This is a genomic window from Desulforhabdus sp. TSK, assembly GCF_022836495.1.
Taxonomy (GTDB): Bacteria; Desulfobacterota; Syntrophobacteria; order Syntrophobacterales; family Syntrophobacteraceae; genus Desulforhabdus.
The window spans coordinates 1-23,295 of record NZ_BQXM01000053.1 but is presented as its reverse complement, the minus strand read 5'-3'; the positions used below and the strand labels follow the sequence as shown (position 1 = coordinate 23,295).

Genomic DNA, 23,295 nt, shown 5'->3' with positions numbered 1-23,295 from the left:
TCACCGAAGACCCCTCGCAATTCTCCATTGCCTGCCGGCAGACCGGCCCCATCACCCTGCCGGACAAACTGCCCGACCAGGAGAGTGTCTTCAGTGAGAGAACCAGCGCCTTTTTCAAGAATACCAAAGTGGTCCGCATGTTCGACAGGAAGCACAACACTTTGATCTACCTGGCCATCAGCAGAAAAATCATTGCAGGAAGCCCTCAGAACGCCATCTCCACCGTGCCCATCATGCCTTGGGGCGGCAGGTAGCATTCTCACTGGAATTTGCGCAAGGGCGACTCCCGGCGTCAGGAGCGTGTCAAATACTCCCTTCCGGCATTGGCTGGGAGAAGTGCCGCGCAATTTCGGGGCCTGTCTCGGAAATCGCTTGAAGGGAGCCGCGCGGTAGCCGGGTAGGGTCCATTCCATGCAGCGATTCGCAATGCACTGGTTGGTGTGGATGAGGCGTACGATGCTCCCTGCAAATCTCGATGCGATGCGAAGGATCACCCCTGCTAAAATCTACAACTTTTTAATAATGCTATAAATCTACTAAAATGTAAGCTGTCGGTATCCATCCCAATTTACAATCCATTTACCATAGGTTTGCAAATAGATATCGAGATTTCCAATTTGACTGATGGATGGCTATTGGATAAGGTTTTGTCGTTTGAAAAAGTTTCTTCTGAAGAATCCCCCTTGACCCTGAGGGGTACAACCAAAGATGAACAAGCAGAAGGCTTCCTCTACGTCACGCACATCGAGAGGGGGATTGCCGTCTGCATTTTCATCCATGTGAGGAGTCTTTTTATGTATCCGTTTTTCGGCTTCACCTGAGGGAGCTTCGCTCACTCTACCCGTGTAAGGTAGGCACAGGATCAGGCCGAAAGACGCAGTCTATTTCCATCGTTATCCCCTCTTCCATTCGCACCTCTTTCCGTCAGGTCCACATGCCTCGTTAAGGCAGCAGCAGGGGCAATGCCACCCTGCAGTCCCGTAAGCTCCTGGGAAAGCTCCGTTTTTACGTTGCAAGAGCGGGAAGACGCTGTGAATCGTCCAGCCCCTTCCACGCAGGAGGCGTTCGCCCGCGAATGCTTGCTGCGGCGCACCGGGAGTCTCTCGGGTCCGTTCCGTCGACGCCGTTCCCTCCATGCCGCTACGGATGACAGCGAGCCTTTGGAGATCACCGAAGAAGTGATCCACCAACAACCTGATGAGGATGCAGAGAAGTGGAAAAATCAGCAAATGAACAAAATTTTGGAGACGTCATGATTCTCGGTGGAGGGATCAGCGGCATTCAAGCCTCCCTGGATCTTGCCACCGCAGGGTACAAGGTTTACCTGGTCGAAAAATCCCCCACCATCGGTGGCCATATGGCCCACCTCGATAAGACCTTTCCCACCAACGACTGTTCCATGTGCATCGAATCTCCCAAGTTTCTCGAATGCAAACGCCATCCCAACATAGAGATCCTGACCATGACGGACCTCGACAGTGTGGAAGGCAAAGCGGGAGATTTCAATGTCACCCTGACCCAAAGGACCAGGTACATCATCGAGGACAACTGTACGGGCTGCACCACCTGCGTGGAATACTGCCCGGTCATGGTCGCCGACCCGTTCAACGAAAATCTGTCAAAAAACAAGGCGGTCCACATCTATTTCGCTCAGGCCATTCCCCTCACACCCTATGTGCATGAAGACTGCCTCTATCTCAAGGATAAATCCTGCACCATCTGCCAGGGGGTCTGTAAGTCCAATGCTCTGGATTTCAATCAAAAGCCTCGGAAGATGCGCCTGAATGTGGGGGCGATCGTTCTGGCTCCCGGCTATCAGGTTTTTGACCCATCCCTGAGGAACGACTACGGCTACGGAAAGTTTCCAAACGTGGTCACCAGTCTGGAATATGAACGGCTGCTGTGTGCCACGGGGCCCTTCGAAGGGGAGATCCTGCGCCCCTCGGACAAAAGGCATCCGCACAATATTGCCTGGATTCACTGCGTCGGCTCCAGGCGGGTGACGCCGGGCGACAACAGCTACTGCTCCGCAGTATGCTGTACCTATACTCAGAAGCAGGTGATCTTGACGAAAGACCATGATGCCGACGCCAGAGCGACGATATTCCACAACGATATCCGGTCTTACGGCAAAGGATTCGAGCGATTCTACCAGAGAACGGCCGATCTTCCCGGGGTTCGCTTCATCAGGAGCTACACCTCCGTAGGAAGGGAAATCCCCGAAACCAGGAATGTGACGATCAAATACGACACGTTCGACAACGGAGTCAAAGAGGAAGAGTTCGATATGGTCGTACTGTCCGTTGGAATGAACCCTCCCGCGGATGTGAAGGACCTGGCGGCCAAGCTCGGAATCGAGCTGGATTTCCAGGGGTTCTGCAAGACCAATCCCACCAACCCTATCGAGACCACGCGCCCGGGCATTTTTGTCAGCGGGGCCTTCCAGGGGCCCATGGATATTCCCGAGTCGGTGGTGACCGCCAGCGGCGCCGGGTCCCTCTGCGGTCAACTCCTTTCCTACCGCCGCGGGCGTTTGGCCAGGGAAAGGGTGTATCCCCAGGAGCGGGATGTCTCTGCAGAGGAGCCGCGCATCGGGGTCTTTGTGTGTCACTGCGGCGCAAATATCGGACGAGTCGTCAATGTTCCCTCCACCGTGGAATATGCATTGACCCTTCCCAATGTTGTCTATGCTCAGGAACAGCTTTTCTCGTGCGCCACCAATTCCGCCAAGGAAATTACCGACGTGGTGAGGGAAAAAGGGCTCAATCGTGTGATTGTCGCCGCGTGCACCCCCAGGACGCACGAGCCGGTATTCCGGGACACGCTTCGAGAAGGGGGACTCAACCAGTATTTCTACGACATGGCCAATATCAGGGAACATTGCTCCTGGGTCCATTCCCGTGAAAAGGAAGAGGCGACCCAGAAGGCGAGGGATCTGATTCGCATGTCGGTGGCTCGCTCCATGCTCCTGGAGCCCCTCCAGGAATTCGATCTGCCGGTCAATAGGAAAGCGCTGGTGGTGGGAGGCGGCATAGCAGGGATGACCAGTGCCCTGAGCTTGGCGGCTCAGGGATTTGAGGTCTACCTGGTGGAAAAGGAGAAAGACCTGGGCGGCATGGCGCGAAGAATCCATTCCACCCTGGGAGGACTGGATGTGCAAGCCTACCTCGCGGACCTGATCCAAAAAGTTTACCGGCACCCTCTGATTCATGTGGCCACGGACGCCGTCATCACGGACGCGTCCGGTTATGTGGGGAATTTTATCACCAGGGTCCAGTCCGATCGAGGGCTCCAGGAGATCCGGCATGGAGCGGTGGTTCTTGCGGTCGGCGCGGCCGAATACAAACCGACTGAATATCTCTACGGTGAGGACGACAGGGTGTTGACCAACCTCGATCTGGAGGAGCGGATCGCAGGGCGGGACGAAGCGCTGCTCAACTCCCGGAGCCTGGCGATGATTCAATGTGTGGGATGCAGAAACGAGGATAGAAATTACTGCTCCCGGATATGTTGCGGCCATTCCATAAAGAACGCCCTGGAGCTGAAAGAGTTGAGGCCCGAGATGGATATCCATGTGTTCTATCGAGACATAATGACCTACGGGATGGCCGAGGATTATTACCGGGAAGCGTCCGAGAAAGATGTCAAGTTCATCCGCTATGAACCGCAGGACTGCCCCCGGGTGGAAGCGGTTGTGGAGGATGGTCGCTCTGTCTTGCGGATCACCGCGAACGATCCTGTCCTGCGTCAGGCACTCGCCATCGATGCGGACATTCTCTCACTGGCCGCCGCCGTTGTCCCCTCCGAAGGCATTCAGGAAATATCCAAATTATTCAAGGTGGCTTTGAGCCCCGAGGGCTTCTTCCAGGAGGCTCACGTCAAATTGAGGCCCGTGGACTTTGCGGCCGACGGCGTTTTCCTGTGCGGGACGGCCCACTATCCCAAGCATATCCCGGAAGCCGTCAGCCAGGCTTATGGTGCTGCCGGCAGGGCTGCCGTCCTCCTTTCGCAGGATTCCGTCACCGCCTCCGGTTCCGTTTGCGATGTGCATGAGAGCATGTGTATTGCGTGCGGTGCCTGCGCCTCGGCTTGTACGTACGGCGCCATCAGGCTTGAGGATACCCGGCGGGGACAAAAGGCCAAGGTCATTCCCGTTCTCTGCAAAGGATGCGGTCTGTGCAATTCCAAGTGCCCCACGGGCGCCATTTTTCTGAAGCACTACACCGATGCGGAGATCGAGGCGCAAATCCTTGCGGCGCTTGCCAACGATTGAGAATGAAATCATTTATCCATGAGTTGCGGCTGATAGGGGAGTGAAAATAACATGAGCACAGGGATAGAGTTCAAACCCAGGATCATAGGCATCTTGTGCAACTGGTGCTGCTATGGAGGCGCCGACCTTTGCGGAGTTTCCCGCTTTCAATATCCGCCCTATTTACGGGTGATTCGTGTGATGTGCTCCGGGAGGGTCGATCTCAAGTTCATATTCCTGGCTTTGTCCAATGGAGCGGACGCCGTCTTTGTCGGCGGCTGTCACCTGAACGACTGCCATTATAACCCTGAAGGAAATTACGATGCGTTGAGCATGTCCAAATTGTGCAAAAAGCTCCTGGAGCACGCGGGAGTGGACCCAGCGAGATTGAGGCTGGAGTGGGTGTCTGCCGGCGAAGGAATTCGCTTCGCCGACATCATGAATGACTTTGGTAATGAAGTGAAGCTGATGGGGCCTCTTGGCACGAGTGAGGGAAAAGACGGCGATGAGCTGAAGAGGAGAATGGAAGAAATCGCAAAGCTCATTCCCTACATCAAATTGGTGAAAAAGGAGAAGCTGGCGCTCCATTCGCACAATGAAAAAGACTATGAGGAGCTCTACACCACCGAGGAGATAGAGGCACTCTTTCGTGAGGTGCCCTCATATTACATCGATCCGGAAGAATGCCAGGCGTGCATGACTTGCGCCGGGCGATGCCCAGTCGATGCCATCTCGGGCGGGAAGAACGTCATCCATGTCATTGACCAGGATCAGTGCATCAAATGCGGGACCTGCCTCGAAGTCTGCCCTCCCCGATTCGGCGCGGTGATGAAGCTCATCGGTGAGCCCGCTCCGTCTCCGGTTCCTGAGGAATCGCGACTGATCATTAGAAAGAGCAAGAAACAAGCAGCGGGTTCTCTTTGATGGATCTGCGGCGAAAGCCGCATCCAGTCATCCTTTTGGATTCCGGCTCAAGCCCGGAATGACGTTGTGCGTATCGGCCACTTTAATGTGTGAAGTTTCACTCAGATCCGGGCTTTCTGCCTTATCCCGGGAGAGAGGGCGTTCCGCCGTCAAAAAGAGACGGCAAGATGCCCTCTCTCTCGGGCTGGGTCCGGATTTCACCCGTTCAGGGTAGCGCCGAAAGCCCTTCTGCGATGCAGCAACTGCGTGCTTGGTGGGCACGACCGGTCGTCGTGGAGCAGGCCGACGGCATCGGCGCGGCACCGCCCGCAGTGGCGCATCTGCGGAAGAAAGGCTTCGGCGGCGCGGCGAAGCGAGGCCAGACTCGATACGGATGGAGGGGCGATATTCTCTAAAGGTGTCCCGGAAACCGGGATCAGGGCGATGAGATTGTGGAGATCCGCCTTGAGCCGTGCGACCCTTTCGGCAACCGCCGCGGTGTGGGTGTCATTGATGCCGGGTATGACGACGGTGTTGACCTTGACTGTAATCCCTCGGGCTTTCAGCCGGGCGATGGCATCCATCTGCCGCTCCACCAGGAGCGAAGCCGCCTCCGATCCCTGTAGAACCTGCTTTCCCAGGGAAACCTTCGTGTAGATCCTGCCCCCGATCTTCGGATCCACCGCATTGACCGTGACCGTCACGAACCCTACCCGAAGATGGACCAGGGCATCGACATGCTCGGCAACCGCCAGTCCATTGGTGGAAAGGCAGAGGTGCAGCGCGGGATGGGCTTTGCGGATGCGCTCCAGCGTCGTGAGGGTCCGCTCGGGATCGGCAAAGGCATCGCCTGGGCCGGCGATGCCCGCCACCGTGATGAAGGGCATGCGCGAAAGCGCTTCATCCAGATAGTCCAACGCTTCTTCGGGATGGAGGACCCTGCTGGCGACCCCGGGCCGGCTCTCATTGATGCAGTCGTAGGCCCTGTTGCAGTAAGCGCACTGGATATTGCATGCCGGGGCAACGGGGATGTGAATCCGTCCGTAGCGCCCTGCAGCCTTCGCGCTGAAGCAGGGATGCTGTAAAATACTACCGGTTTGATGGACAAGGGCATTCATCGATACTTACGGCTTTCGACCGAATCGGATGGCCCCGGTTGGGCAGGCATGCATGCAGTCCCCGCAATTCGTGCAGTTCGCCTCGTCGGGGCGGGTTCCCATTTCGCAGACTTTCATGCACAGGTTGCAGTCGTTGCACCGGTCGGTCTTGTAGAACCTGAAAAGGGAAAAGTGCTTGAAGGTTTCAAGAAGGCTTCCCGTAGGGCAGGCAAAGCGGCACCAGGCGTTGGCCGCGATCAAGCCCAGAGCGACGAAGCCGAGCACAAAGCAGGTGCGGATGATCCAGAGGAGCCCCGCATGCTCGAAAGTGAGCGCCACCGACCGGAAGAATTCGCCGACGCGGATGGGGACGTCCGATCGCGGCTGACCGAGGGCAAAATAGAAATAAAGGGCCACAGCCAACCCCAGGTACTTGCCGAAGGGAGCCCAGCGGGTGAAAAGATTTTTCCTGCGCAGCTTGAGAAGGGCAGGCTTTCCGAGAAGCTGATTGACAAGCCCTCCCGGACAGGCCCAGCCGCAGAAGGTTCGTCCGACGAGAAGGACCGAAAGGGGTAGAAGCAGCCAAAATCCCCAGAACATGGTGAAGAGGCGACCGTGACAGGTGATCACGGGGCAGTTCTGACAGCTGATGTAAGGGACGAGAAACGGGCAGCGGAAAATCCCGTAGAAGGACCATTGCCCGATGACAGCGACGACGGCGAGCTGAGTCAATTTCCGCCAGAGGCTCAGGCGGATGCCCTCTGTCCGGGCGCCTACTGCGGAAGCTTTTGGAAGGACGACCTGAGCATCAGACATCTTTCACCCCCAGTTTCTCAACCAACTCCTGTCCCTTGTCGGAGAGAGCCGGGATGAAACCGGCCCGATCGAAGAAGATCTGGCCTTCAGGCGACGTGATGAAGTTTACGAAATCGTCCGCCAGGGCACGATCTTTGGCATCCTTCATGACTCCTATCGTGAAGGTGAGGGGAGGAGGCGGGAAAAATTCTTCCGGTATGGGAATCACTTCCGTTTTGCCCTGGAAAAGAGGCATGCGGGTGATGCGCAGTTCGACGACGGAGACGTCGCCTTTTCCGGAAATGACGTCGTCCATGGTCCGCTGCACGCAGGTCCCCAGAGTGACGGCGTTTTTCATTGCCCCATCCAGGATTCCGGCTTTCTTGAGGAGCACCTGAGCCGCCTCTCCACCGGGGGCCGAGGCTTCCGGGGCGAGCACGACCCGCACTCCCGGCCGGGCCATGTCTCGAATATCCTGAATACTTGCGGGGTTTCCTTTAGGCGTGACCATGACATAGCTCGTGAAGCAGAGGGGCTTGAAGTAAAGCATTTTCCCGGTTTCCCGGAGTTTTTTTGCGAGAGCGAGCACCCGCCCCCCGAAAACCTCCGTCGTGGCGCTGCCCAGGAGGGACTTGCCCAGTGCTGCGGCGAAGGCCCCCGTGTAACTGATCTTGACCCCGGTCCTTTTTTCATAAGCCTCGTTGGCGGGCATGAAGGCCTCGGCCAGTCCCCCGCAGGACCACACCTGCAGGTGATCCCGGCTGAAGGTGTCGGCACGTGCGACGCTCCCCGGCAGGGCGGCGCCAAGGGTGGAAACCAGGGCCGACTTTAAAAAGCTTCGGCGTGCTTCGCATTCCGGTTTATCTCTCATGTGTGCATTCCTCTTCCGCTGCTGACCAAACCTTCTAATTTCCATGGTTATCCCGCGCAACAATCGTGCTTCGCCATATCACTGCAGACAGCTCAAGTCGAATCGGTTCTTTCGATCTCATTATTGAGTATCTATCGAATTATCCAATAATGAATATCGGACTGAGTTGCCAGGCCTTCCTTCCGCAGAGAGACATCTGCTTCATAAAACATGCTAACATTTTGAATAAACATCGATTTATAAATTATTTGAGGTTTCCCTCCTCCTGCTTGAATCGATTTTTCCTTATTCTGTTACACATAGAAATTGATTTTTCCAATTTGACAGATGGGCAGTATGCCCAATATGTAGATTTCGATGTCTCTACTGGAATTACAACGACAGGCTGGTCCCTGCGCAAGGGTGGGCTTTTGCCCACCCAACCTGTTCTTAGGTCATAAACTGGTGGGCAAACGCCCACGGAAGAAGCCTCGTTGGGGTATCGGATCCTTGCTGGTGTTCGGAATTTAAAACTTTCATGAGAACCTTCACGGTGGTTCGATCCGGGCGTTTGATCATCTTCTTCGCACCGGTTCTGCGATCAGCGGCTAAATGAATAAGGGGCCTCACAATGCTTTTTCATACGGGCTTCACCTGAGGTGGTGTCTCTGTTTCTGCCCGTGTTCGGTAGGCAAGAAGCCGGACCGAGAGAGCCTCTCCATCGCCAGCTGTTCGTCCCCGTCCATGCACCGGCTCGCTCTTTCTCTCTGTCCGGCTCATGGGCCTTTACAGGCATGATGAGGTGGGTTCCGGGTGAAGCAACTGAAAAGACAGGGAAAGCAGTTGTGTGCGCCAGGCTGATGTCTCTTTTGTGGAGAAACGGAAAGACCTCCCGGTTCCCTTTACCCTTACCCTTTAAGCGAGAATGTTCCCGATCCGGGGACTCTCCCCGACCTGACGATGCCGGCTTTTTAGGGGTTGGCGAACAAGACACTGCGCCTCTTGAAGCAAAATCACCCAGGCAGGCGCAACAAAACGGCGGTCAGGCGGCGGCAGTCCGGGGGAGGGTGACTTCCAAAGAAGGATCGACGAGGCATGAAGGATACTTTTGAGCCGGTAATCGTATGTTTTTGTTGTCAGTGGTGCTCCTACGCAGCGGCTGATCTGGCGGGATCCATGCGACTCAGCTATCCCACCAACGTCCGCATCATCCGGATACCGTGTACCGGCCGCGTGGATGTCAAATTCCTGCTCTCAGCCATCGAGGACGGCGCGGACGGCGTTTTTATTTCCGGCTGTCTGCTGGGGGATTGCCACTACCGCACGGGAAACTACTTCGCTACCAAGCGCGTGGCCTTTGTGAAAAACCTGCTCGAAAAGGTTGGAGTCAACCCGGACCGGGTGGAGATGTATTACAACTCCTCGGCCATGGGACCGCAATTCGCGCAGACCTGCAGGGATTTTACGGACAGGATCAGAAAGCTCGGACCCGGCTTACGAGCCGTAGCCCCCGCCCCTGCCCGCAATGCTGTTGACTGAGCCACCTTTCGTCATTCCGGCAAAAGCCGGAATCCGGGAAAATGAAGATCTTCCGGACCCCCGTTTTCACCGGGGGTGACGATAGATCAACAACATCGGCCCCTGCCCGGGGCAGTCAGGAATAGAAAGCCGGCAACTGGTTGGCCGCGCTGAGGTACTCATTCATTCAAGCCGTAAATCGCAGAAATCTAAATTCGAGGTGATGATGAATTCCATAAAATTATGGATCAATGATCATGAAGTGGAGGTGGAACCGGGCCTAACGATCATGGAAGCGGCAGACGCAACAGGAATCCATATCCCGCGCCTGTGCTACCATCCGTCCCTCAAGGCCAGTGGCTCCTGCCGGTTGTGCGCTGTCGAAATCGACGGCTATCGCGGACTGCCGGCAGCCTGCTCGACTCCTGTGGAAGAGGGGATGCGCGTTGTGACGGAAACCCCCAAGGTCCAGGATTTTCGGCGGGAAATGCTGAGACTGATTCTCCAGGACCACCCGAGGGAATGCCTGGGGTGCCCGCGCAACGGTACCTGCGAATTGCAGCAGCTGGTGGCTTCCGTGGGAATCGATTTTTCTTATCCTCCTCCGACAGAAAGGCGGCCGCCGCTGAAGTCCGGCGGAGCCTATTTTGAGCGTGACACAAGCCTGTGTGTTCGCTGCGGACGATGTGTTCGGATCTGTCATGAAGTCCGCGGCGCGTCGACTATCGTCTTCCGGGAAAAGGCGGGTCGGCAGGAAGTGGGCACACCCTTCGATCGCTCCCTGGAAGAGGCTGGGTGCCAGTTTTGCGGGGCCTGCGTGGATGTGTGTCCCGTAGGGGCGCTGCGGGAGCGCAACGTCACCTACCAGGGCGAGGCGCGCCAGGCGATGTTGCAGGTGTGTGAGAATCTCACCGGCATCGTCATGAGCCTTTACCGCAAGGAGATGGAGCGCAACTGGAAATCATCCGTCTGCCCGCTCTGCGGTGCCGGTTGTCGAATGCATTTTGAGCTCACCGAAACGGACCACATCGTTCAAGTCCTTCCCGATTCCGACGGCCCGGGCAATCTCGGCCAGGCCTGTGTCCAGGGGAGGTTTCTCCTGAAGGATTTCCTCCAGAAGGCGGATCGCCTGAAGCAACCCTTGGTGGGGGAAAACGGCGGCTATGCGGAAACGGACTGGAACGCGGTCCTGGATCGCATGGCTGGGAAGCTCAAGGGCTTCGGTCCTGGAGAAACCGCCGTGGTGACGGATGGACGGACCACCAATGAAGAGCTCTACCTCCTCCAGAAATTCGCTCGCGAGGTCCTCAAGACCGACGCCGTCGCCTGCCTCGCCCCTCGCGGCCATACCGAAGCCCAGGAAGTCCTGCGCAAGAATTTCGGTACGGCGGCCGGGACCCTCAGCTTTACCGATCTGCACCATGCGGGAGTTGTGCTCACCGTGGGATTCAATCCCGCGGCAGATCAGCCCATAGCGGGGACTCAACTGCGCAAGGCCGTGATGGGCGGAACGAAGCTGGTGGCTGCGACCCCCTGCAGCACGGCCGCGGCCCGTTATGCGGACATCCCCCTCTTCTATCGCCCGGGAACGGAGCTGACCCTTGTTTCCGGATTGATGCACCTGGTCCTGAAGGAAAATCCGGATCTCCCGGGCCTGAAGCAGATGAAGCCGGCCGATCGCGAAGCACTGGATCAACGTCTTGCAGCCTATGCACCGGAAACGGTGTCGCAGATTACGGGCGTTTCTCCGGAGCAGCTCCTGGAAGCCGCCTGTCTTCTGGCCGGCCGTAATCCGGTGAGCATCCTTTATGGGGCCGGATTGCTGGAATCCACGGACATTCCTCAAACGGTGCAGGGACTCGTCACCCTGGCACAGGTGACGGGGAGCCTTGGAAAACCCGGCGGGGGCGTTGCCCCAGCCTATGGCAGCGGAAACCTTCAGGGAGCCTGGGACATGGGTATGGTCTCCCACCTTCTGCCCGGTCAGGTGGAGCGCAACGGGGCTCCCGGACTTGCCGCCGAAGATATCCTCCAGGCCGCTGCCGGTGGAAAGATCAAGGCACTCTACATGGCCTTGGAAGCCTATGATACGCAATGCCTCCATTTTTTGAGATCTCTCCGGGGGAAGGTCGAATTTGTCGTCCTTCAAAATGTTGTTCTTTCCCCATCGTTAAGCGAATCGGCCCCGGCGGACGTGGTCCTGCCCATGGCTTCCGTTCTGGAAAAGGGAGGGTCCCTGACGAGCGGTGAACGGCGCATCCAGTGGGCGGACAAGGTGCTTGACCCTCCAGGGGAGGCGAAATCCGTTCAATGGGTGGTGTCGGAGCTTGCCCAACGTATGGGTGCTTCAGGCTTCCAATACTCGGATACGGAAGGGGTGCTCGATGAAATTCGCCGGAAAGTGGCCGCATATGCGGGCATGACACCCGAGCGAAAATCCGTGCAATGGCCCTGTCCTCGGACGGACGAGCCGGGTTCACCGCTCCTCTTGGGTGACGCCTTGCCCTCTGTGCTTTCGTGGGAGATTTCAATACCTGCCGCACCCACCGAGATCCAGGACAAGGAGTATCCTTTCAGCGTGGTGGCCCGGGAACGGCTGAACGCTTATTTTTCCGGCCCGCTCCTGGCCGAGGAGAGTCTGTCGGTTTGCCGGTCCACCGGCGAGATCGAGATGAATCCGGCCGATGCCTTCACCCGGGAATTTCTTCCCGGAGATACCGTTCATGTTGTCACGCGCCATGGAGAATGGGAAGGAAAGCTTGCTGTGAATGGCCTTTTACCGAGCAAAGTCGTGGCACTGCCCTTGTCGACCCTGTTGAAGCAGGGGAGTGATCAGAATGAAGGAAGTATCGTCTTTGCCGCCAGAGTAGAAAAGAGGTAGACCCCATGTTTCCGATTGTTGCACATGAAGAATTGGCGCCGAACGTTCACCGCATGACTGTCAAGGCGTCCGTCGTGGCTGAAAAAGCACAACCCGGCCAGTTCGTGATCCTCATCACCGATGAAAAGGGAGAACGGATTCCCTTCACCATCAGTGGCTGGGATGCCGCCCGAGGTACCGTGGATTTCGTCTACATCGAGGTGGGCAAAACCACTCGCCAGTTGGGAGCGCTTCGGCCGGGAGACGAGCTCGCTCATTTTGTGGGTCCTTTGGGAAAACCTGCCGAAGTGGACCATTACGGCCATGTCGTGGCGGTGGCGAGCGGCTACGGCGCGGCGGCCATCCTGCCCGTGCTGCGGGCCCTCAAGGAAAAGGAGAACCGCATCACCACCATTCTCCAGGCCCCCGATCGCGAGCGTGCCTTCTGTGCGGAGGAGCTGGAGCAGGCAAGCGATCGCCTGATCCTCGCCCTCGGCTCGCCGGGTGAGGAGATGACGGTGAGCGCCACCCGCCCCCTGCGGAAGATTCTCGCCAATCATCCCCAAAATCCTGTCCACCGCATGGTTGTGATGGGCTCCCTCTGCCTCATGCGGGTCATCAGCGAAATGACCCGTCCCTACTCCATCAAGACCATGGTGCACCTCACCCCCCTCATGGTGGACGGCACGGGCATGTGCGGGGCGTGCCGCTGCAGTATCCAGGGAAAGAACCGGTTTGCGTGTGTCCACGGGCCGGAATTCGACGGTCACGAGGTGGATGGATGGGATGTGCTCATGGCGCGTCGCTGCACTTATGCCGACGAGAGCATCCTGCAGCAGAGCTTCCAATGTCGCGGGTGCTCCCAGTGGTGATGACACGATGCATCGAGGGTTGTGCGCCAATCGTCGAGCCTCGCACAGAGCTTCGACCATGAGATAAGGATTTTCCATATGAGCGAAACGAAAGAGACCGGACCCTCTGAAGAGACCGGCAAGAAGAAAGTCAAGATGAACCTCAACCGCCTCGAAATGCCCAAGCAGGAGCCCGAAGTGCGTCGGCGCAATTTCGACGAGGTGGCGACGGGGTACACGTATGAAATGACCATGGAGGAAGCTTCCCGCTGCATTCAGTGCAAAAAGCGCAACTGTCAGCAGGGCTGCCCGGTCAACATCGACATTCCCGACTTCATCAAGCACCTGCAGGACGGGAACATCGAAGCCGCATCCAAAGTGCTGAAAGCAAAGACTTCGCTGCCGGGCATTTGCGGCCGTGTTTGCCCACAGGAATTGCAGTGTGAAAACTCCTGCACCCTCAACAAAAAGGGCGCTCCCGTGGCCATTGGCCGCCTGGAACGTTTCATCGCCGACTGGGAGCGCACGTCCGGCGCGGTATCGAAGCCCGAGCTCGCGCCGTCCACCGGTAAATGCGTTGCGGTCGTGGGTACCGGGCCTTCGGGGCTCACGGTGGCATCGGACCTGGCCATACGAGGGCACCAGGTGACCATGTACGAAGCGCTCCATGTGGCCGGCGGCGTTCTCATGTACGGCATCCCCGAGTTCCGCCTTCCCAAGGAGATCGTGCAGCGCGAAGTGCAATATGTTTCCTCCCTGGGAGTGGACATCCACCTGGATACCGTCATTGGCATCAACTACAGCCTGGACGAGCTTCTCAACACGAAGTACCAGGCCGTCTACCTGGCAACGGGAGCCGGTCTTCCCCAGTTTCTCCGTGTGCCGGGCGAAAATCTCAACATGGTTTATTCGGCCAATGAATTCCTCACCCGTACGAACCTCATGAAAGCCTACCTGTATCCGGAATATGCGACCCCCGTCAAAATGGGCCGGAAAGTCGCCGTCATCGGCGGAGGGAATGTCGCCATGGATTCGGCCCGTTGTGCCGTGCGGCTGGGGGCCCAGGAGGTTTACGTCATCTACCGGCGCACGCGGCAGGAAATGCCCGCACGCCTGGAGGAAGTCGAAAATGCGGAGGAAGAGGGCATCCATTTTCATTTTCTCTGCAACCCCACCGGCTTCATCAGTGACGGCCGCAACAACGTCTCGGCCATGGAGCTGGTTCGCATGAAGCTGGGAGAGCCCGACGCCAGCGGACGCAGGCGCCCCGTCCCCATCGAGGGGAGTGAATACACCATGGACGTGGATACGGCCATTATTTCCCTCGGCACCTCCCCGAACCCCCTCATTGCTTCCACGACCCCGGACCTGGAGACATCCCGGTGGGGAACCGTGATCACCGATGAAAGGGGCAAGACATCCAAGGCCAGGGTGTGGGCGGGGGGAGACATCGTTTCCGGAGGGGCGACGGTCATCAGCGCCATGGGCGAAGGCCGCCGCGCGGCGTCCGCCATGCATGAATTTCTGAGTCAGTAGAAGAGGTGATGGTATGACGAAGGCATCTCAAAATTTGCTCGGATCGGCCATGGTTGTCGGAGGCGGTATTGCCGGTGTGCAGGCCGCCCTGGATCTGGCGGATACCGGTTATTTTGTCTACATGGTGGAAAAGAGCGAAGCCATCGGTGGCGTGATGAGCGCCCTCGACAAGACCTTTCCCACCAACGACTGCTCCATGTGCATCCTGTCTCCGAAGCTGGTGGAATGCGGGAGGCACCCCAATATCGAAATCCTCACCCTCACCGACGTCCTGGAAGTGGCGGGGGAGGCGGGCAATTTCCAGGTGAACCTGCGGCAGAGGGCACGTTATGTCGATATGAGCAAGTGCATCGCGTGCGGCGTCTGTGCGGAGAAATGCCCCCGCAAGGTCCCAAATGCGTACAACGAGGGGCTGAGCCAGCGCAAGGCGGCTTACGTCAAATATCCCCAGGCGGTTCCTCTCAAGTACGCCATCGATAAGGATCACTGTATCTACTTCGAGAAGGGCAAGTGCCGGGCCTGCGAAAAGTTCTGCCCGGCTGGAGCGATCAACTTCGAGGACAGGGACATGCTCTTCCAGCTCAATGTGGGAAGCATCATCCTGGCCCCGGGATTCAAGCCCTTCGATCCCAAAATCTTCGATACCTACAATTATGCGCATTATCCCAACGTCATCACGTCCATGGAATTCGAGCGGATCCTTTCGCCGTCGGGACCGTCGGGGGGAGATCTCGTGCGGCTTTCCGATTCCAAGGCTCCGGAGCGCATCGCCTGGCTTCAGTGCGTGGGGTCGCGGGACATGAACCACTGTGACAACAGTTACTGCTCCGCCGTATGCTGCATGTACGCCATCAAGGAAGCGGTCATCGCCAAGGAGCACAGCCATCATCCCCTGGATGCGACGATTTTCTACATGGATATGCGCACCTCGGGAAAGGATTTTGAAAAGTACTATAACCGAGCGAAGGAGGAACAGGGCGTTCGGTTCGTTCGGTCCCGGGTGCATTCCATTGAAAAGGCGCCCGGAACGGAAAACCTCCTCCTGCGTTATACCGACGAGAGTGGAAGCCTTCTCCAGGAGGAGTACGATCTCGTCGTGCTCTCCGTGGGCCTTGAAACTTCCCCTGAAGTGTTGGAGCTGGCCCGCCGGATGGATATTCAGGTCAACGACGGAAAATTTGCCGCCACCTCACCCTTCGCACCGGTCAGCACTTCCCGGCCGGGGATTTTCGTTTGCGGCGCTTTCCAGGGGCCCAAGGACATTCCCCAATCCGTCATGGAGGCGTCGGCGGCTGCGGCCGAGACGGCGATGCTCCTCTCCACGGTTCGAGGGTCGGCCATCAGTAAGCCCGAGCCGCCGCAGGAAATGGATCCCGGCGAGGTCGCTTCTCCCCGCATCGGTGTGTTTGTCTGCCATTGCGGCATCAATATCGGGTCCGTAGTGGACGTGCCCGCCGTTAAGGAATATGCCAGGACCCTTCCCCACGTCGCCTATGTGGAGGAGAGCCTGTTCACCTGCTCGCAGGATACCCAGAACCGCATGAAAGACGCCATCCGGGAGAACAGCCTCAACCGCATCGTGGTGGCATCCTGCTCGCCGCGAACGCACGAGCCTCTTTTCCAGCAGACGATCCAGGAAACCGGGCTCAACAAGTATCTCTTTGAACTGGCCAACATCCGGGATCAAGACTCCTGGGTGCACCACGATTTCCCGGAAGCGGCCACGGAAAAAGCCAAGGACCTGGTGCGCATGGCGGTAGCCAAAGTCGCTCTCCAGCAGCCGCTGGAGGAGGTTCGGCTTCCCATCACCCAGAGCGGTCTCGTCATCGGCGGTGGGGTTGCGGGGATGGAGGCGGCTTTGGCCCTTGCGGAACAGGGCTATCCCGTCACGCTGGTCGAGAAGAAAGACGTTCTGGGCGGGCATGGGCGCAAGCTGCTGACAGCGTGGAATGGTGATCCCATAGCCCCCTATCTCGACAGCCTCATTCAAAAAGTGGAAAGCCACCCGAAGATTTCCATTCGAACCAAGTCCACGTTGAACGAAGTCACGGGATTTGTCGGCAATTTCAAAACGACGCTGGATGTGGACGGTCGCTCTGAAACCGTCGAACATGGAGTGACCATCCTTGCGGTGGGCGCCCATTCCTACAAGCCGTCTGAATATCAATATGGAAAAAGCGATCGGATTTTTCTCAACCTGGACATGGATCGAGCCATTGCCGAGCGGCAGGATGCCGTCGTCAAGGCCCAATCGGCGGTCTTCATCCAGTGCGTGGGATCCCGGGAGCCGGATCGTCCCTATTGCAGCCGGGTGTGCTGCAGTCACAGCATTGAAAACGCCATCCGCATCAAAGAGATCAACCCCGAAGCGGACGTCTACGTCCTTTACCGGGATATTCGCACGTACGGCCTGCGGGAAAACATCTACCGGGAGGCGCGGGAAAAGGGAATTCTATTCATCCGTTTCGATCTGGAGCGGAAACCTCAGGTGGAACTGGAGGGAAACAGCCTCAGGATAACGGTCTTCGATCCCATTCTCCAACAGAATGTCGTGCTGCGGCTGGATATCCTGACGCTGGCCAGCGCCATGGAAACGCGGGATGTGGAGCCGTTGGCCAAAATGTTCAAGGTACCCTTGAACCCCGAGGGATTCTTCCTGGAGGCCCACATGAAGCTTCGCCCGGTGGACTTCGCCACCGAAGGCGTTTATGTGGCGGGCCTGGCCCATTGGCCGAAACCCACGGAAGAGTGCATTGCACAGGCCAAAGCAGCGGCGTCGAGGGCTGCCACGGTGCTCACCAGGGACTTCATTGCAGCGGGTGGCGTTGCGGCCTTCATCCAGAAAGACCAGTGCATCGGCTGCCGGGCCTGCCTGGAATGCTGCCCCTTTGGAGCCATCAGCTACCTGGAGCAGGAGGCGAAGTGCGAAGTCAACCAGGCGCTCTGCAAAGGCTGCGGGACCTGTGCGGCCACCTGTCCTTCCGAGGCGGTGTCGCTCCTTGGATTCAGCCATCTGCAGCTTTACCGGCAGATTGATGAAGCGCTTTCCGCGTGAGCAGATGCCAAGGCACAACATGCCTTGATTTGTTACGGCCGGAATTGTGACTCAGCATAGAGGAAAAGAGGTGTCATCGTGGAAATGAAGGATTTTGAACCCAGGATTATAGCGTTTCTCTGCAACTGGTGCAGTTATGCGGGAGCGGATCTGGCGGGGGTGAGCCGTTTCCAGTATCCGCCCAACATCCGCGTCATCCGGGTCATGTGCTCCGGGAGCGTCTCGCCGCACCACGTGCTGCACGCATTCCAGAGGGGAGCGGACGGTGTCTTGGTCGCCGGCTGTCACATCGGCGACTGCCATTACTTGAAGGGCAACTACATGACCGTCAAGCGGGTGAAGTTTCTTGAAGGGCTGCTCCAATTTGCCGGCTATGACTCCGCGCGGCTCCGCCTGGAATGGATCTCCGCTGCGGAGGGGATCAAATTCGCGGAGGTCGTCAGAGACTTTACTGAAAAAATCAAACAGCTTGGTCCTGCTCCATCCTTTGAAGCCGTTCCCGAGAGAGCGCTCGGCGCTTGAAGGCTCCCGGCCGGATGCGAACAGCCAACGGAGAAATATATCATCCTTAACGAGTGTGACTCACCTTCGCAGGATCTGGACCTTATGAACATCAAAATAAAGCAACTTCTGGAAGATGGCCGGGTGGATGGATTCTGGGCGTATAAAACCACCCACGGGTTTCCCTTTCCCTGGCTCTTCACGCGGGAGAACCTGGACGAACTGGAGCCCTGGCAATGCACCAAGGCGCGTTATCCCATTCTCAAGCTGCTCCTGGCTGAGGCACGCAATCATCCCGATAAGACCTACGGCGTCCTCCTGAGGGGATGCGAAGAGCGAGGACTCCATGAGCTGTTCAAGTGGAACCAGCTGCAGCCGGAAAAAGTCGTGGTCCTGGGGCAGGCATGCAGCCAGGGGTTGGCCATCGAGTGCGAATGCTCGAAGCCCTTTCCCGAGGAGATTCACTACGGCACGCCGGTGGACCCCGTCGTTGAAAGCCGCAAGGTAAAAGAGCTGGAGAGCATGGAGCCCGAGGCCAGGCAGCAATGGTGGCTTTCACACTTCAACCGCTGCATCCGCTGCCATGGCTGCCGGGATATCTGCCCTGTCTGTTTTTGCACCGAATGCAGCCTCGAGCACAATGCTCTCATCCCGGGTGAGAAGCTCCCGCCCGATACTTCCTTCCACCTGGTGCGGGCCATCCACATGGGAGGCCGCTGCATCGATTGCGGACTATGTGAAGAGGTTTGTCCGGCCGGGATCCCGCTGCGCTCTCTCTACAAGGAGGTAAATCTGCTGGTGGAAGATATTTTTGGATACAAGCCCGGCGCCGCCGACGGCAAATCGCCCTTTTCCTTCCTGGGTGAAGAGATGCTGCTGCCGTCCGGTCCGCGGTGAGTGTGTGAGCGGAGATCATTGAGCATCCCTGGCTGTTGATGATGACGCCGCTCCGGCACGCGGTTAGCCGGAATCCAGGAACACCGCAGAGTTTCAGGATTCCGGCTTCCTCCGGCTTGGTGGGAAAAAAGGACACCCTTTACTTTGGAGTTGGACGAAGGAATATCCCAAGGCTTTTCAAACGAACAGGAGCATAAGATGAGCGAAGCATTTGAACCGAAAATTCTGGCATTTCTGTGCAACTGGTGCTCCTATGCGGGGGCGGACCTTGCGGGGGTGTCCCGCTTCCAGTATCCCCCGACGATTCGAGTGATGCGCACCATGTGCTCCGGGCGTATCGATCCCTCATATATCCTGGAGGGCCTCAAAGACGGCTTCGATGCGGTCTTCGTCTTCGGTTGCCATATAGGCGACTGCCACTATATCGACGGCAACGTGTACACCTCCAAACGGATGGATCTCACCCGGAAGCTCCTGGAGATATCCGGCATTGGAGCGGACCGGATGCAGCTCCGCTGGGTCAGTGCCGCGGAAGGGCAGCAGTTCGCGGACTTTGTTACACAGCTCAGTGCCGTGGTCCGGGATGCCGGCCCTTTCCCGCGAGAAAAATACCAGCTTCAACTGGCGGCCCTCACGGGAGCCCTCAATGCACCGCGCCTGCGGTGGCTGCTGGGCATGGATCGGCAGCTCACGGAAAGAGGGAACGTCTACAACGATAAGGTCGATGAAGGGAAATACCTGGAGCTGCTGCACTCGGCTGCAAAAGAAGAGTATGAAAAAGCGCTGATTCTTGAAGTGCTGCGGGAAGGTCCTCTATCGGTGCGGGAAATTGCTTCGAAGACGGCACTGCTGGTTTATGCCGTCTCTCTGATCCTCAACGGCATCGAAAGAGCAGGCTTGGCCGAATTCAAAGGCTATGAAGGGTCGACACCCAAATTCATTCGACTGGCTCCATGAATTCACTTGGGACAATGCGGTTGAGCCGTTTTCCTGCAGTAGGAGAACGAAATGCCGATAGAATCCTGTAGAATCCTGGAAGGAGGCATGATGGCTGATCTCATCAGTATGGAAGCTCACAAGAACAAGAAAGCCGCTGCCAGGGGATTTAAAGAGTGGAGGCGGATCTTCCGGTCCATTACAGATTTCGATGAGCACACAAGGTGGGCGGATCTTCCCGATGAGGTCCTGCTTTTCTTTTGCGAGGGATGTCCCGAGAGCAAGAACGCTTTCTATGACCTGCTCATGAGGGCGCATCGCCTGGGGAACGGCCACGATTTCGAGACGCAGCGCTTCGACAGGCTCACCACTTTCATGAATGCCTATTTCTTCATCACCGATCAGGGGCGGTTCGAATGCATGCGGCGGCTGGGATGGTTGGAAAGGGTTCCCCGGGGGGACAAGCCCATCATCGAAGTGGTGATGGCATCGGAAACCTATGACTATGCGGCCTTGCTGGAAGCCCCGGAGCCCACTCCCGCACATCCCTATTACGAAGAGGACCAACAATCGCGAGGCGTCGATCGGGCTGCTCTCATGAGGAAACCTGTGCTGGATGCAATCAGGCAGTTCAAAGAAAAGGTGCAGCTGGAGACCTCCGCAACACCGCACTGAACGGGTTGCCGTTGGTTGTGCAGTGATGAAGTCTCCCTGCCGGGTCATGGGAAGATTTCAGACCTGCCCGATGACTTCCCCCGTGCAGGCGGATTCATAGCCGGGGAGAGAAGCCAGTTCATTCCGCAGAGCGCGGGTCTGCAGCACATCCAGGAGGATCTTGACGGCCGGGAGATCCAGGAAATCGCAGGGAATGACCAGATCGCAGCGCACGGCCTCCATGGGGACAAAGTCCAACCCGTGGGCGGCGGCAACGGCTCGAAGCCCCAAAGCGGCGTCGGAGAGCTGGAAGGCGACCATTTGGGCACACCGGTTGTGGTTCGACACCAGGTGGTTGTAGCCGCGGATACACTCCCCCGTGAGACCTGCCTTAGCCAGCCGTTCATCCAGGAGCACGCGGAGTGCGGCGCCGGGCTCACGGTTGACGAAACGGACCTCTTCCCGGGCCAGGTCGGCGACGGAACGGATTCGGAGAGGATTTCCCGGCGCAACCATCAATCCTTCCTCAAAAAACGAAAAGGCGATAACCATAGCCTTCGAGCCTGCCAGGACCTTCTGAGCGAGTGCCAGGTTGGAATCGACGGACGAGGGGTTGTGCAGGTGCGTTCCCGCAAGGTGGGCGTGGCCCGCGGCAAGCCTCTGCAAAGCGAGATGGCTCGAGGCAAAGCGGCACTGAACCCCGGCGTCCGCAGTCCATCGCGATGCATGCGCACCGAGAATGGCAAAAGCCGGATCACAGCCCAGCAGCAGCACTTTTTTCTCCAGGTGCTCATTCCTCTGGAGGAGCTGCACATGACTGCCTGCGGATGAAAGCAGACCGTCGGCAGCCTGAAACCCGTCGCTCAGCAGCCACTTGCCATCCAGGGGATAGGCGACGAGGCGGTCGCGCACCCTGGCTACTGAAACCCTTCTATGCGGCATCTCCACTTCTTCAACCAGGGTGACAGGCTGTTCATCTTCGGATGCATCCAGGGCGAAAAGGTCTTCGACCCTGCAGCCAAGCTCTTTCGCCATGCGAAGCGCCACGGTCGTATTGGGTACGTACCGCCCCGTTTCCATGTCGTAGATCGCCTGGCGCTTCACGCCGACCCGCTCGGCCAGCTCGCTTTGGGACAACCCCTTGCTTTTGCGAGCCGCCTTGAGGCTGCAGACTACAGGATCTCTCGTTGGCTTCATCGCCACTTCCCCCTCGGAAAATCCATAGCAGGCTTCACTTGAATCGTTCATCCGCCTTCTGAGTTTCCGCGTTTTCAGCCTTTTCTCCAAACCACCCCGTCCGATCCACCTGCCAGACATCGAATTTGGGAATGTAGGGCTTTATATCCAGGAGTGGAGTCCCATCGAGAATATCGACATTCTCCACGTGCAGGGTGTTGCCTTCCACTCTCAGGAGCTTCAAAACGGAGAGGCCGATGGCATTGGGTCGCTTGGGGGCCCGGGTGGAGAAGACTCCGCGTTCGGTCTTGTCCAGAAACGGCTTGACGAGCAGGGAAAAACCTGAAGCGCCATGGAAATGGTAGAGGACGAAGATATGTGAAAATCCTTCGAGGTCCTTGAGGCCTGCCTGGAGGTGCGGCAACAGCTCGATGTACCCCACAACGCCCCTGGCGCCGACGGGCTGGATGGGCATGCCGGCTATTTCCTTGAAAGGTGAATGGATGGTCCCGATGGGTTCGTAATCAATCATGTCAATTGCTCCTGCAGAAAAGCCCGCCATGTTCGAAGAGGATGTGAGTACACCCGCATTTACACCATGCGCCCATTCCCCGCTTGATTCGGCATGAAAAAAGGATTAATGGTGTCATCTATAAACGACATAATGTAGTGAGTAACAGTAAATTGACGTGATGGATGCGTCAACGGTTATTCTATAAGCCAGTCCCCAATTTTCACAGCATCTTTTGGGGATGGGTTTTTTCGTGTGCCAACGGGAAGCGGAGATCGCCGTGCATCCGGAAGTTTTCAGAGACCTGCCACATGGATTGCGTGCGACCCTCATCCACCCTGCCAGCCGCAAAATCTATTTGCCCCTGAATGAATTCAATGCGAGGGCATCATGCTGAAGAGCCTGGCACCCCTTCTTTTGACCCTTAAAGTGGCGGGTCTGGCCACCCTGGCCGCTTTTCTGGCTGGAGTGGCGCTCGCCTTCTGCATTGCCCGCTTCCGGTTTCCGGGAAGGGAATGGCTCGATGCGCTCCTGACACTGCCTCTCGTCCTGCCCCCCACGGTCCTGGGTTATTACCTCATCGTGCTGATCGGGAGGAACGGCTGGATCGGCCGTTGGCTTTACGAAGCGCTGGGAATCACGCTCATGTTCACCTGGCAGGGAGCGGTGCTGGCCTCCACGGTGGTATCCTTTCCACTGGTCTACAAAGCGGCTCGAAGCGCCTTCGAGAGCGTCGACCCCAACCTGGAAAAGGCGGCGCGCACCCTCGGCCTGTTGGAGCTGGAGGTTTTTTTCCGCGTTTCCTTTCCCCTGGCGTGGCGTGGCATCATGGCCGGAGCCATGCTCGCTTTTGCCCGCGCCATGGGCGAATTTGGAGCCACCCTCATGGTGGCGGGCAATCTG

17 protein-coding genes and 1 pseudogene are annotated in these 23,295 nt (G+C 57.7%); 13 read left to right on the top strand and 5 right to left on the bottom strand.

The annotated features are described in order from the left end of the window. The 3 genes from MWC30_RS20590 to MWC30_RS22695 form a co-directional block, all read left to right on the top strand. Window positions 1-254 (top strand): CreA family protein (locus MWC30_RS20590; protein WP_244086086.1); only part of this gene is annotated, 254 nt, incomplete at its 5' end. A gap of 998 nt (window positions 255-1,252) precedes the next feature. Beyond that, window positions 1,253-4,273 (top strand): FAD-dependent oxidoreductase, encoded by a 3,021-nt coding sequence (locus tag MWC30_RS20585; protein ID WP_368860911.1) that lies wholly within the window; start codon window positions 1,253-1,255, stop codon window positions 4,271-4,273. 51 nt (window positions 4,274-4,324) lie between these two features. Next, a complete protein-coding gene (locus MWC30_RS22695) occupies window positions 4,325-5,176 on the top strand; it encodes a hydrogenase iron-sulfur subunit (RefSeq protein WP_269467800.1) in 852 nt (283 codons plus the stop codon). A 197-nt stretch (window positions 5,177-5,373) separates the two neighbouring features. Here the strand turns inward: MWC30_RS22695 and MWC30_RS20570 are convergent, their stop codons facing one another. From MWC30_RS20570 to MWC30_RS20560, 3 genes are read right to left on the bottom strand one after another with little or no spacing between them, the layout of a single operon-like run. After that, window positions 5,374-6,273 carry a radical SAM protein gene (locus MWC30_RS20570; protein WP_244086084.1) on the bottom strand — a complete coding sequence of 300 codons (900 nt, stop codon included), beginning with the start codon at window positions 6,271-6,273 and terminating at the stop codon, window positions 5,374-5,376. A 6-nt stretch (window positions 6,274-6,279) separates the two neighbouring features. Beyond that, on the bottom strand, window positions 6,280-7,068 hold the full coding sequence (locus tag MWC30_RS20565) for a 4Fe-4S binding protein (RefSeq protein WP_244086083.1): 789 nt from the start codon (window positions 7,066-7,068) through the stop codon (window positions 6,280-6,282). Then, on the bottom strand, window positions 7,061-7,918 hold the full coding sequence (locus MWC30_RS20560) for an extracellular solute-binding protein (protein WP_244086082.1): 858 nt from the start codon (window positions 7,916-7,918) through the stop codon (window positions 7,061-7,063). Before MWC30_RS20560 ends, MWC30_RS20565 begins: the two co-directional genes overlap by 8 nt. 1,074 nt (window positions 7,919-8,992) lie before the next feature. On the opposite strand from MWC30_RS20560, the gene MWC30_RS20555 reads away from it, so the two are divergent. The 9 genes and pseudogenes from MWC30_RS20555 to MWC30_RS20515 all read left to right on the top strand — a co-directional run bounded on the left by MWC30_RS20555 (window position 8,993) and on the right by MWC30_RS20515 (window position 20,726). Beyond that, entirely contained in the window at window positions 8,993-9,436 is a 444-nt protein-coding gene (locus MWC30_RS20555; protein ID WP_244086081.1) for a hydrogenase iron-sulfur subunit, read from the top strand. Window positions 9,437-9,641: 205 nt separating this feature from the next. Beyond that, the gene (locus MWC30_RS20550) at window positions 9,642-12,296 is read left to right on the top strand and encodes a molybdopterin-dependent oxidoreductase (RefSeq protein WP_244086080.1); all 2,655 of its coding nucleotides are present in this window, start codon (window positions 9,642-9,644) and stop codon (window positions 12,294-12,296) included. Between the two features lie 5 nt (window positions 12,297-12,301). Next, window positions 12,302-13,147: a sulfide/dihydroorotate dehydrogenase-like FAD/NAD-binding protein gene (locus MWC30_RS20545; protein ID WP_244086079.1), complete on the top strand. Its 846-nt coding sequence runs from the start codon at window positions 12,302-12,304 to the stop codon at window positions 13,145-13,147. Window positions 13,148-13,282: 135 nt separating this feature from the next. Then, on the top strand, window positions 13,283-14,662 hold the full coding sequence (gltA, locus tag MWC30_RS20540; protein ID WP_368860910.1) for an NADPH-dependent glutamate synthase: 1,380 nt from the start codon (window positions 13,283-13,285) through the stop codon (window positions 14,660-14,662). Between the two features lie 13 nt (window positions 14,663-14,675). Continuing rightward, the gene (locus MWC30_RS20535; RefSeq protein ID WP_244086077.1) at window positions 14,676-17,717 is read left to right on the top strand and encodes a CoB--CoM heterodisulfide reductase iron-sulfur subunit A family protein; all 3,042 of its coding nucleotides are present in this window, start codon (window positions 14,676-14,678) and stop codon (window positions 17,715-17,717) included. A gap of 84 nt (window positions 17,718-17,801) precedes the next feature. After that, complete coding sequence (locus MWC30_RS20530) at window positions 17,802-18,239, top strand: hydrogenase iron-sulfur subunit (RefSeq protein ID WP_244086076.1); 438 nt, start codon at window positions 17,802-17,804, stop codon at window positions 18,237-18,239. Between the two features lie 84 nt (window positions 18,240-18,323). Then, the gene (locus MWC30_RS20525) at window positions 18,324-19,115 is read left to right on the top strand and encodes a 4Fe-4S dicluster domain-containing protein (protein WP_244086075.1); all 792 of its coding nucleotides are present in this window, start codon (window positions 18,324-18,326) and stop codon (window positions 19,113-19,115) included. A 198-nt stretch (window positions 19,116-19,313) separates the two neighbouring features. Then, window positions 19,314-19,697: pseudogene (locus MWC30_RS22485) on the top strand (hydrogenase iron-sulfur subunit); the annotation flags it as partial. A 426-nt stretch (window positions 19,698-20,123) separates the two neighbouring features. Further along, complete coding sequence (locus MWC30_RS20515) at window positions 20,124-20,726, top strand: hypothetical protein (RefSeq protein WP_244086073.1); 603 nt, start codon at window positions 20,124-20,126, stop codon at window positions 20,724-20,726. A gap of 57 nt (window positions 20,727-20,783) precedes the next feature. Here the strand turns inward: MWC30_RS20515 and MWC30_RS20510 are convergent, their stop codons facing one another. Continuing rightward, window positions 20,784-21,953 (bottom strand): substrate-binding domain-containing protein, encoded by a 1,170-nt coding sequence (locus tag MWC30_RS20510; protein ID WP_244086072.1) that lies wholly within the window; start codon window positions 21,951-21,953, stop codon window positions 20,784-20,786. After that, window positions 21,937-22,413, bottom strand: coding sequence for a tRNA (N6-threonylcarbamoyladenosine(37)-N6)-methyltransferase TrmO (gene tsaA / locus MWC30_RS20505; RefSeq protein ID WP_244086071.1), 477 nt, complete (start codon window positions 22,411-22,413; stop codon window positions 21,937-21,939). The genes MWC30_RS20510 and tsaA overlap by 17 nt, the downstream gene beginning before the upstream one ends. Before the next feature lie 369 nt (window positions 22,414-22,782). Between tsaA and modB the strand changes: the two genes are divergently transcribed. Next, on the top strand, window positions 22,783-23,295 hold a 513-nt coding region (gene modB / locus MWC30_RS20500), incomplete at its 3' end, for a molybdate ABC transporter permease subunit (RefSeq protein WP_244086070.1).

Excerpts from the sequence above, each read along its gene's own strand:
- tsaA (WP_244086071.1), bottom strand. The coding sequence starts at position 22,413 with ATGATTGATTACGAACCCATCGGGACCATCCATTCACCTTTCAAGGAA.
- MWC30_RS20515 (WP_244086073.1), top strand. The coding sequence starts at position 20,124 with ATGCCGATAGAATCCTGTAGAATCCTGGAAGGAGGCATGATGGCTGAT.
- MWC30_RS20565 (WP_244086083.1), bottom strand. The coding sequence starts at position 7,068 with ATGTCTGATGCTCAGGTCGTCCTTCCAAAAGCTTCCGCAGTAGGCGCC.
- MWC30_RS20510 (WP_244086072.1), bottom strand. The coding sequence starts at position 21,953 with ATGAACGATTCAAGTGAAGCCTGCTATGGATTTTCCGAGGGGGAAGTG.
- MWC30_RS20535 (WP_244086077.1), top strand. The coding sequence starts at position 14,676 with ATGACGAAGGCATCTCAAAATTTGCTCGGATCGGCCATGGTTGTCGGA.
- MWC30_RS20555 (WP_244086081.1), top strand. The coding sequence starts at position 8,993 with ATGAAGGATACTTTTGAGCCGGTAATCGTATGTTTTTGTTGTCAGTGG.
- MWC30_RS20585 (WP_368860911.1), top strand. The coding sequence starts at position 1,253 with ATGATTCTCGGTGGAGGGATCAGCGGCATTCAAGCCTCCCTGGATCTT.
- MWC30_RS20570 (WP_244086084.1), bottom strand. The coding sequence starts at position 6,273 with ATGAATGCCCTTGTCCATCAAACCGGTAGTATTTTACAGCATCCCTGC.
- MWC30_RS22695 (WP_269467800.1), top strand. The coding sequence starts at position 4,325 with ATGAGCACAGGGATAGAGTTCAAACCCAGGATCATAGGCATCTTGTGC.
- MWC30_RS20550 (WP_244086080.1), top strand. The coding sequence starts at position 9,642 with ATGAATTCCATAAAATTATGGATCAATGATCATGAAGTGGAGGTGGAA.
- MWC30_RS20530 (WP_244086076.1), top strand. The coding sequence starts at position 17,802 with ATGAAGGATTTTGAACCCAGGATTATAGCGTTTCTCTGCAACTGGTGC.
- MWC30_RS20545 (WP_244086079.1), top strand. The coding sequence starts at position 12,302 with ATGTTTCCGATTGTTGCACATGAAGAATTGGCGCCGAACGTTCACCGC.
- gltA (WP_368860910.1), top strand. The coding sequence starts at position 13,283 with ATGAACCTCAACCGCCTCGAAATGCCCAAGCAGGAGCCCGAAGTGCGT.
- MWC30_RS20525 (WP_244086075.1), top strand. The coding sequence starts at position 18,324 with ATGAACATCAAAATAAAGCAACTTCTGGAAGATGGCCGGGTGGATGGA.
- MWC30_RS20560 (WP_244086082.1), bottom strand. The coding sequence starts at position 7,918 with ATGAGAGATAAACCGGAATGCGAAGCACGCCGAAGCTTTTTAAAGTCG.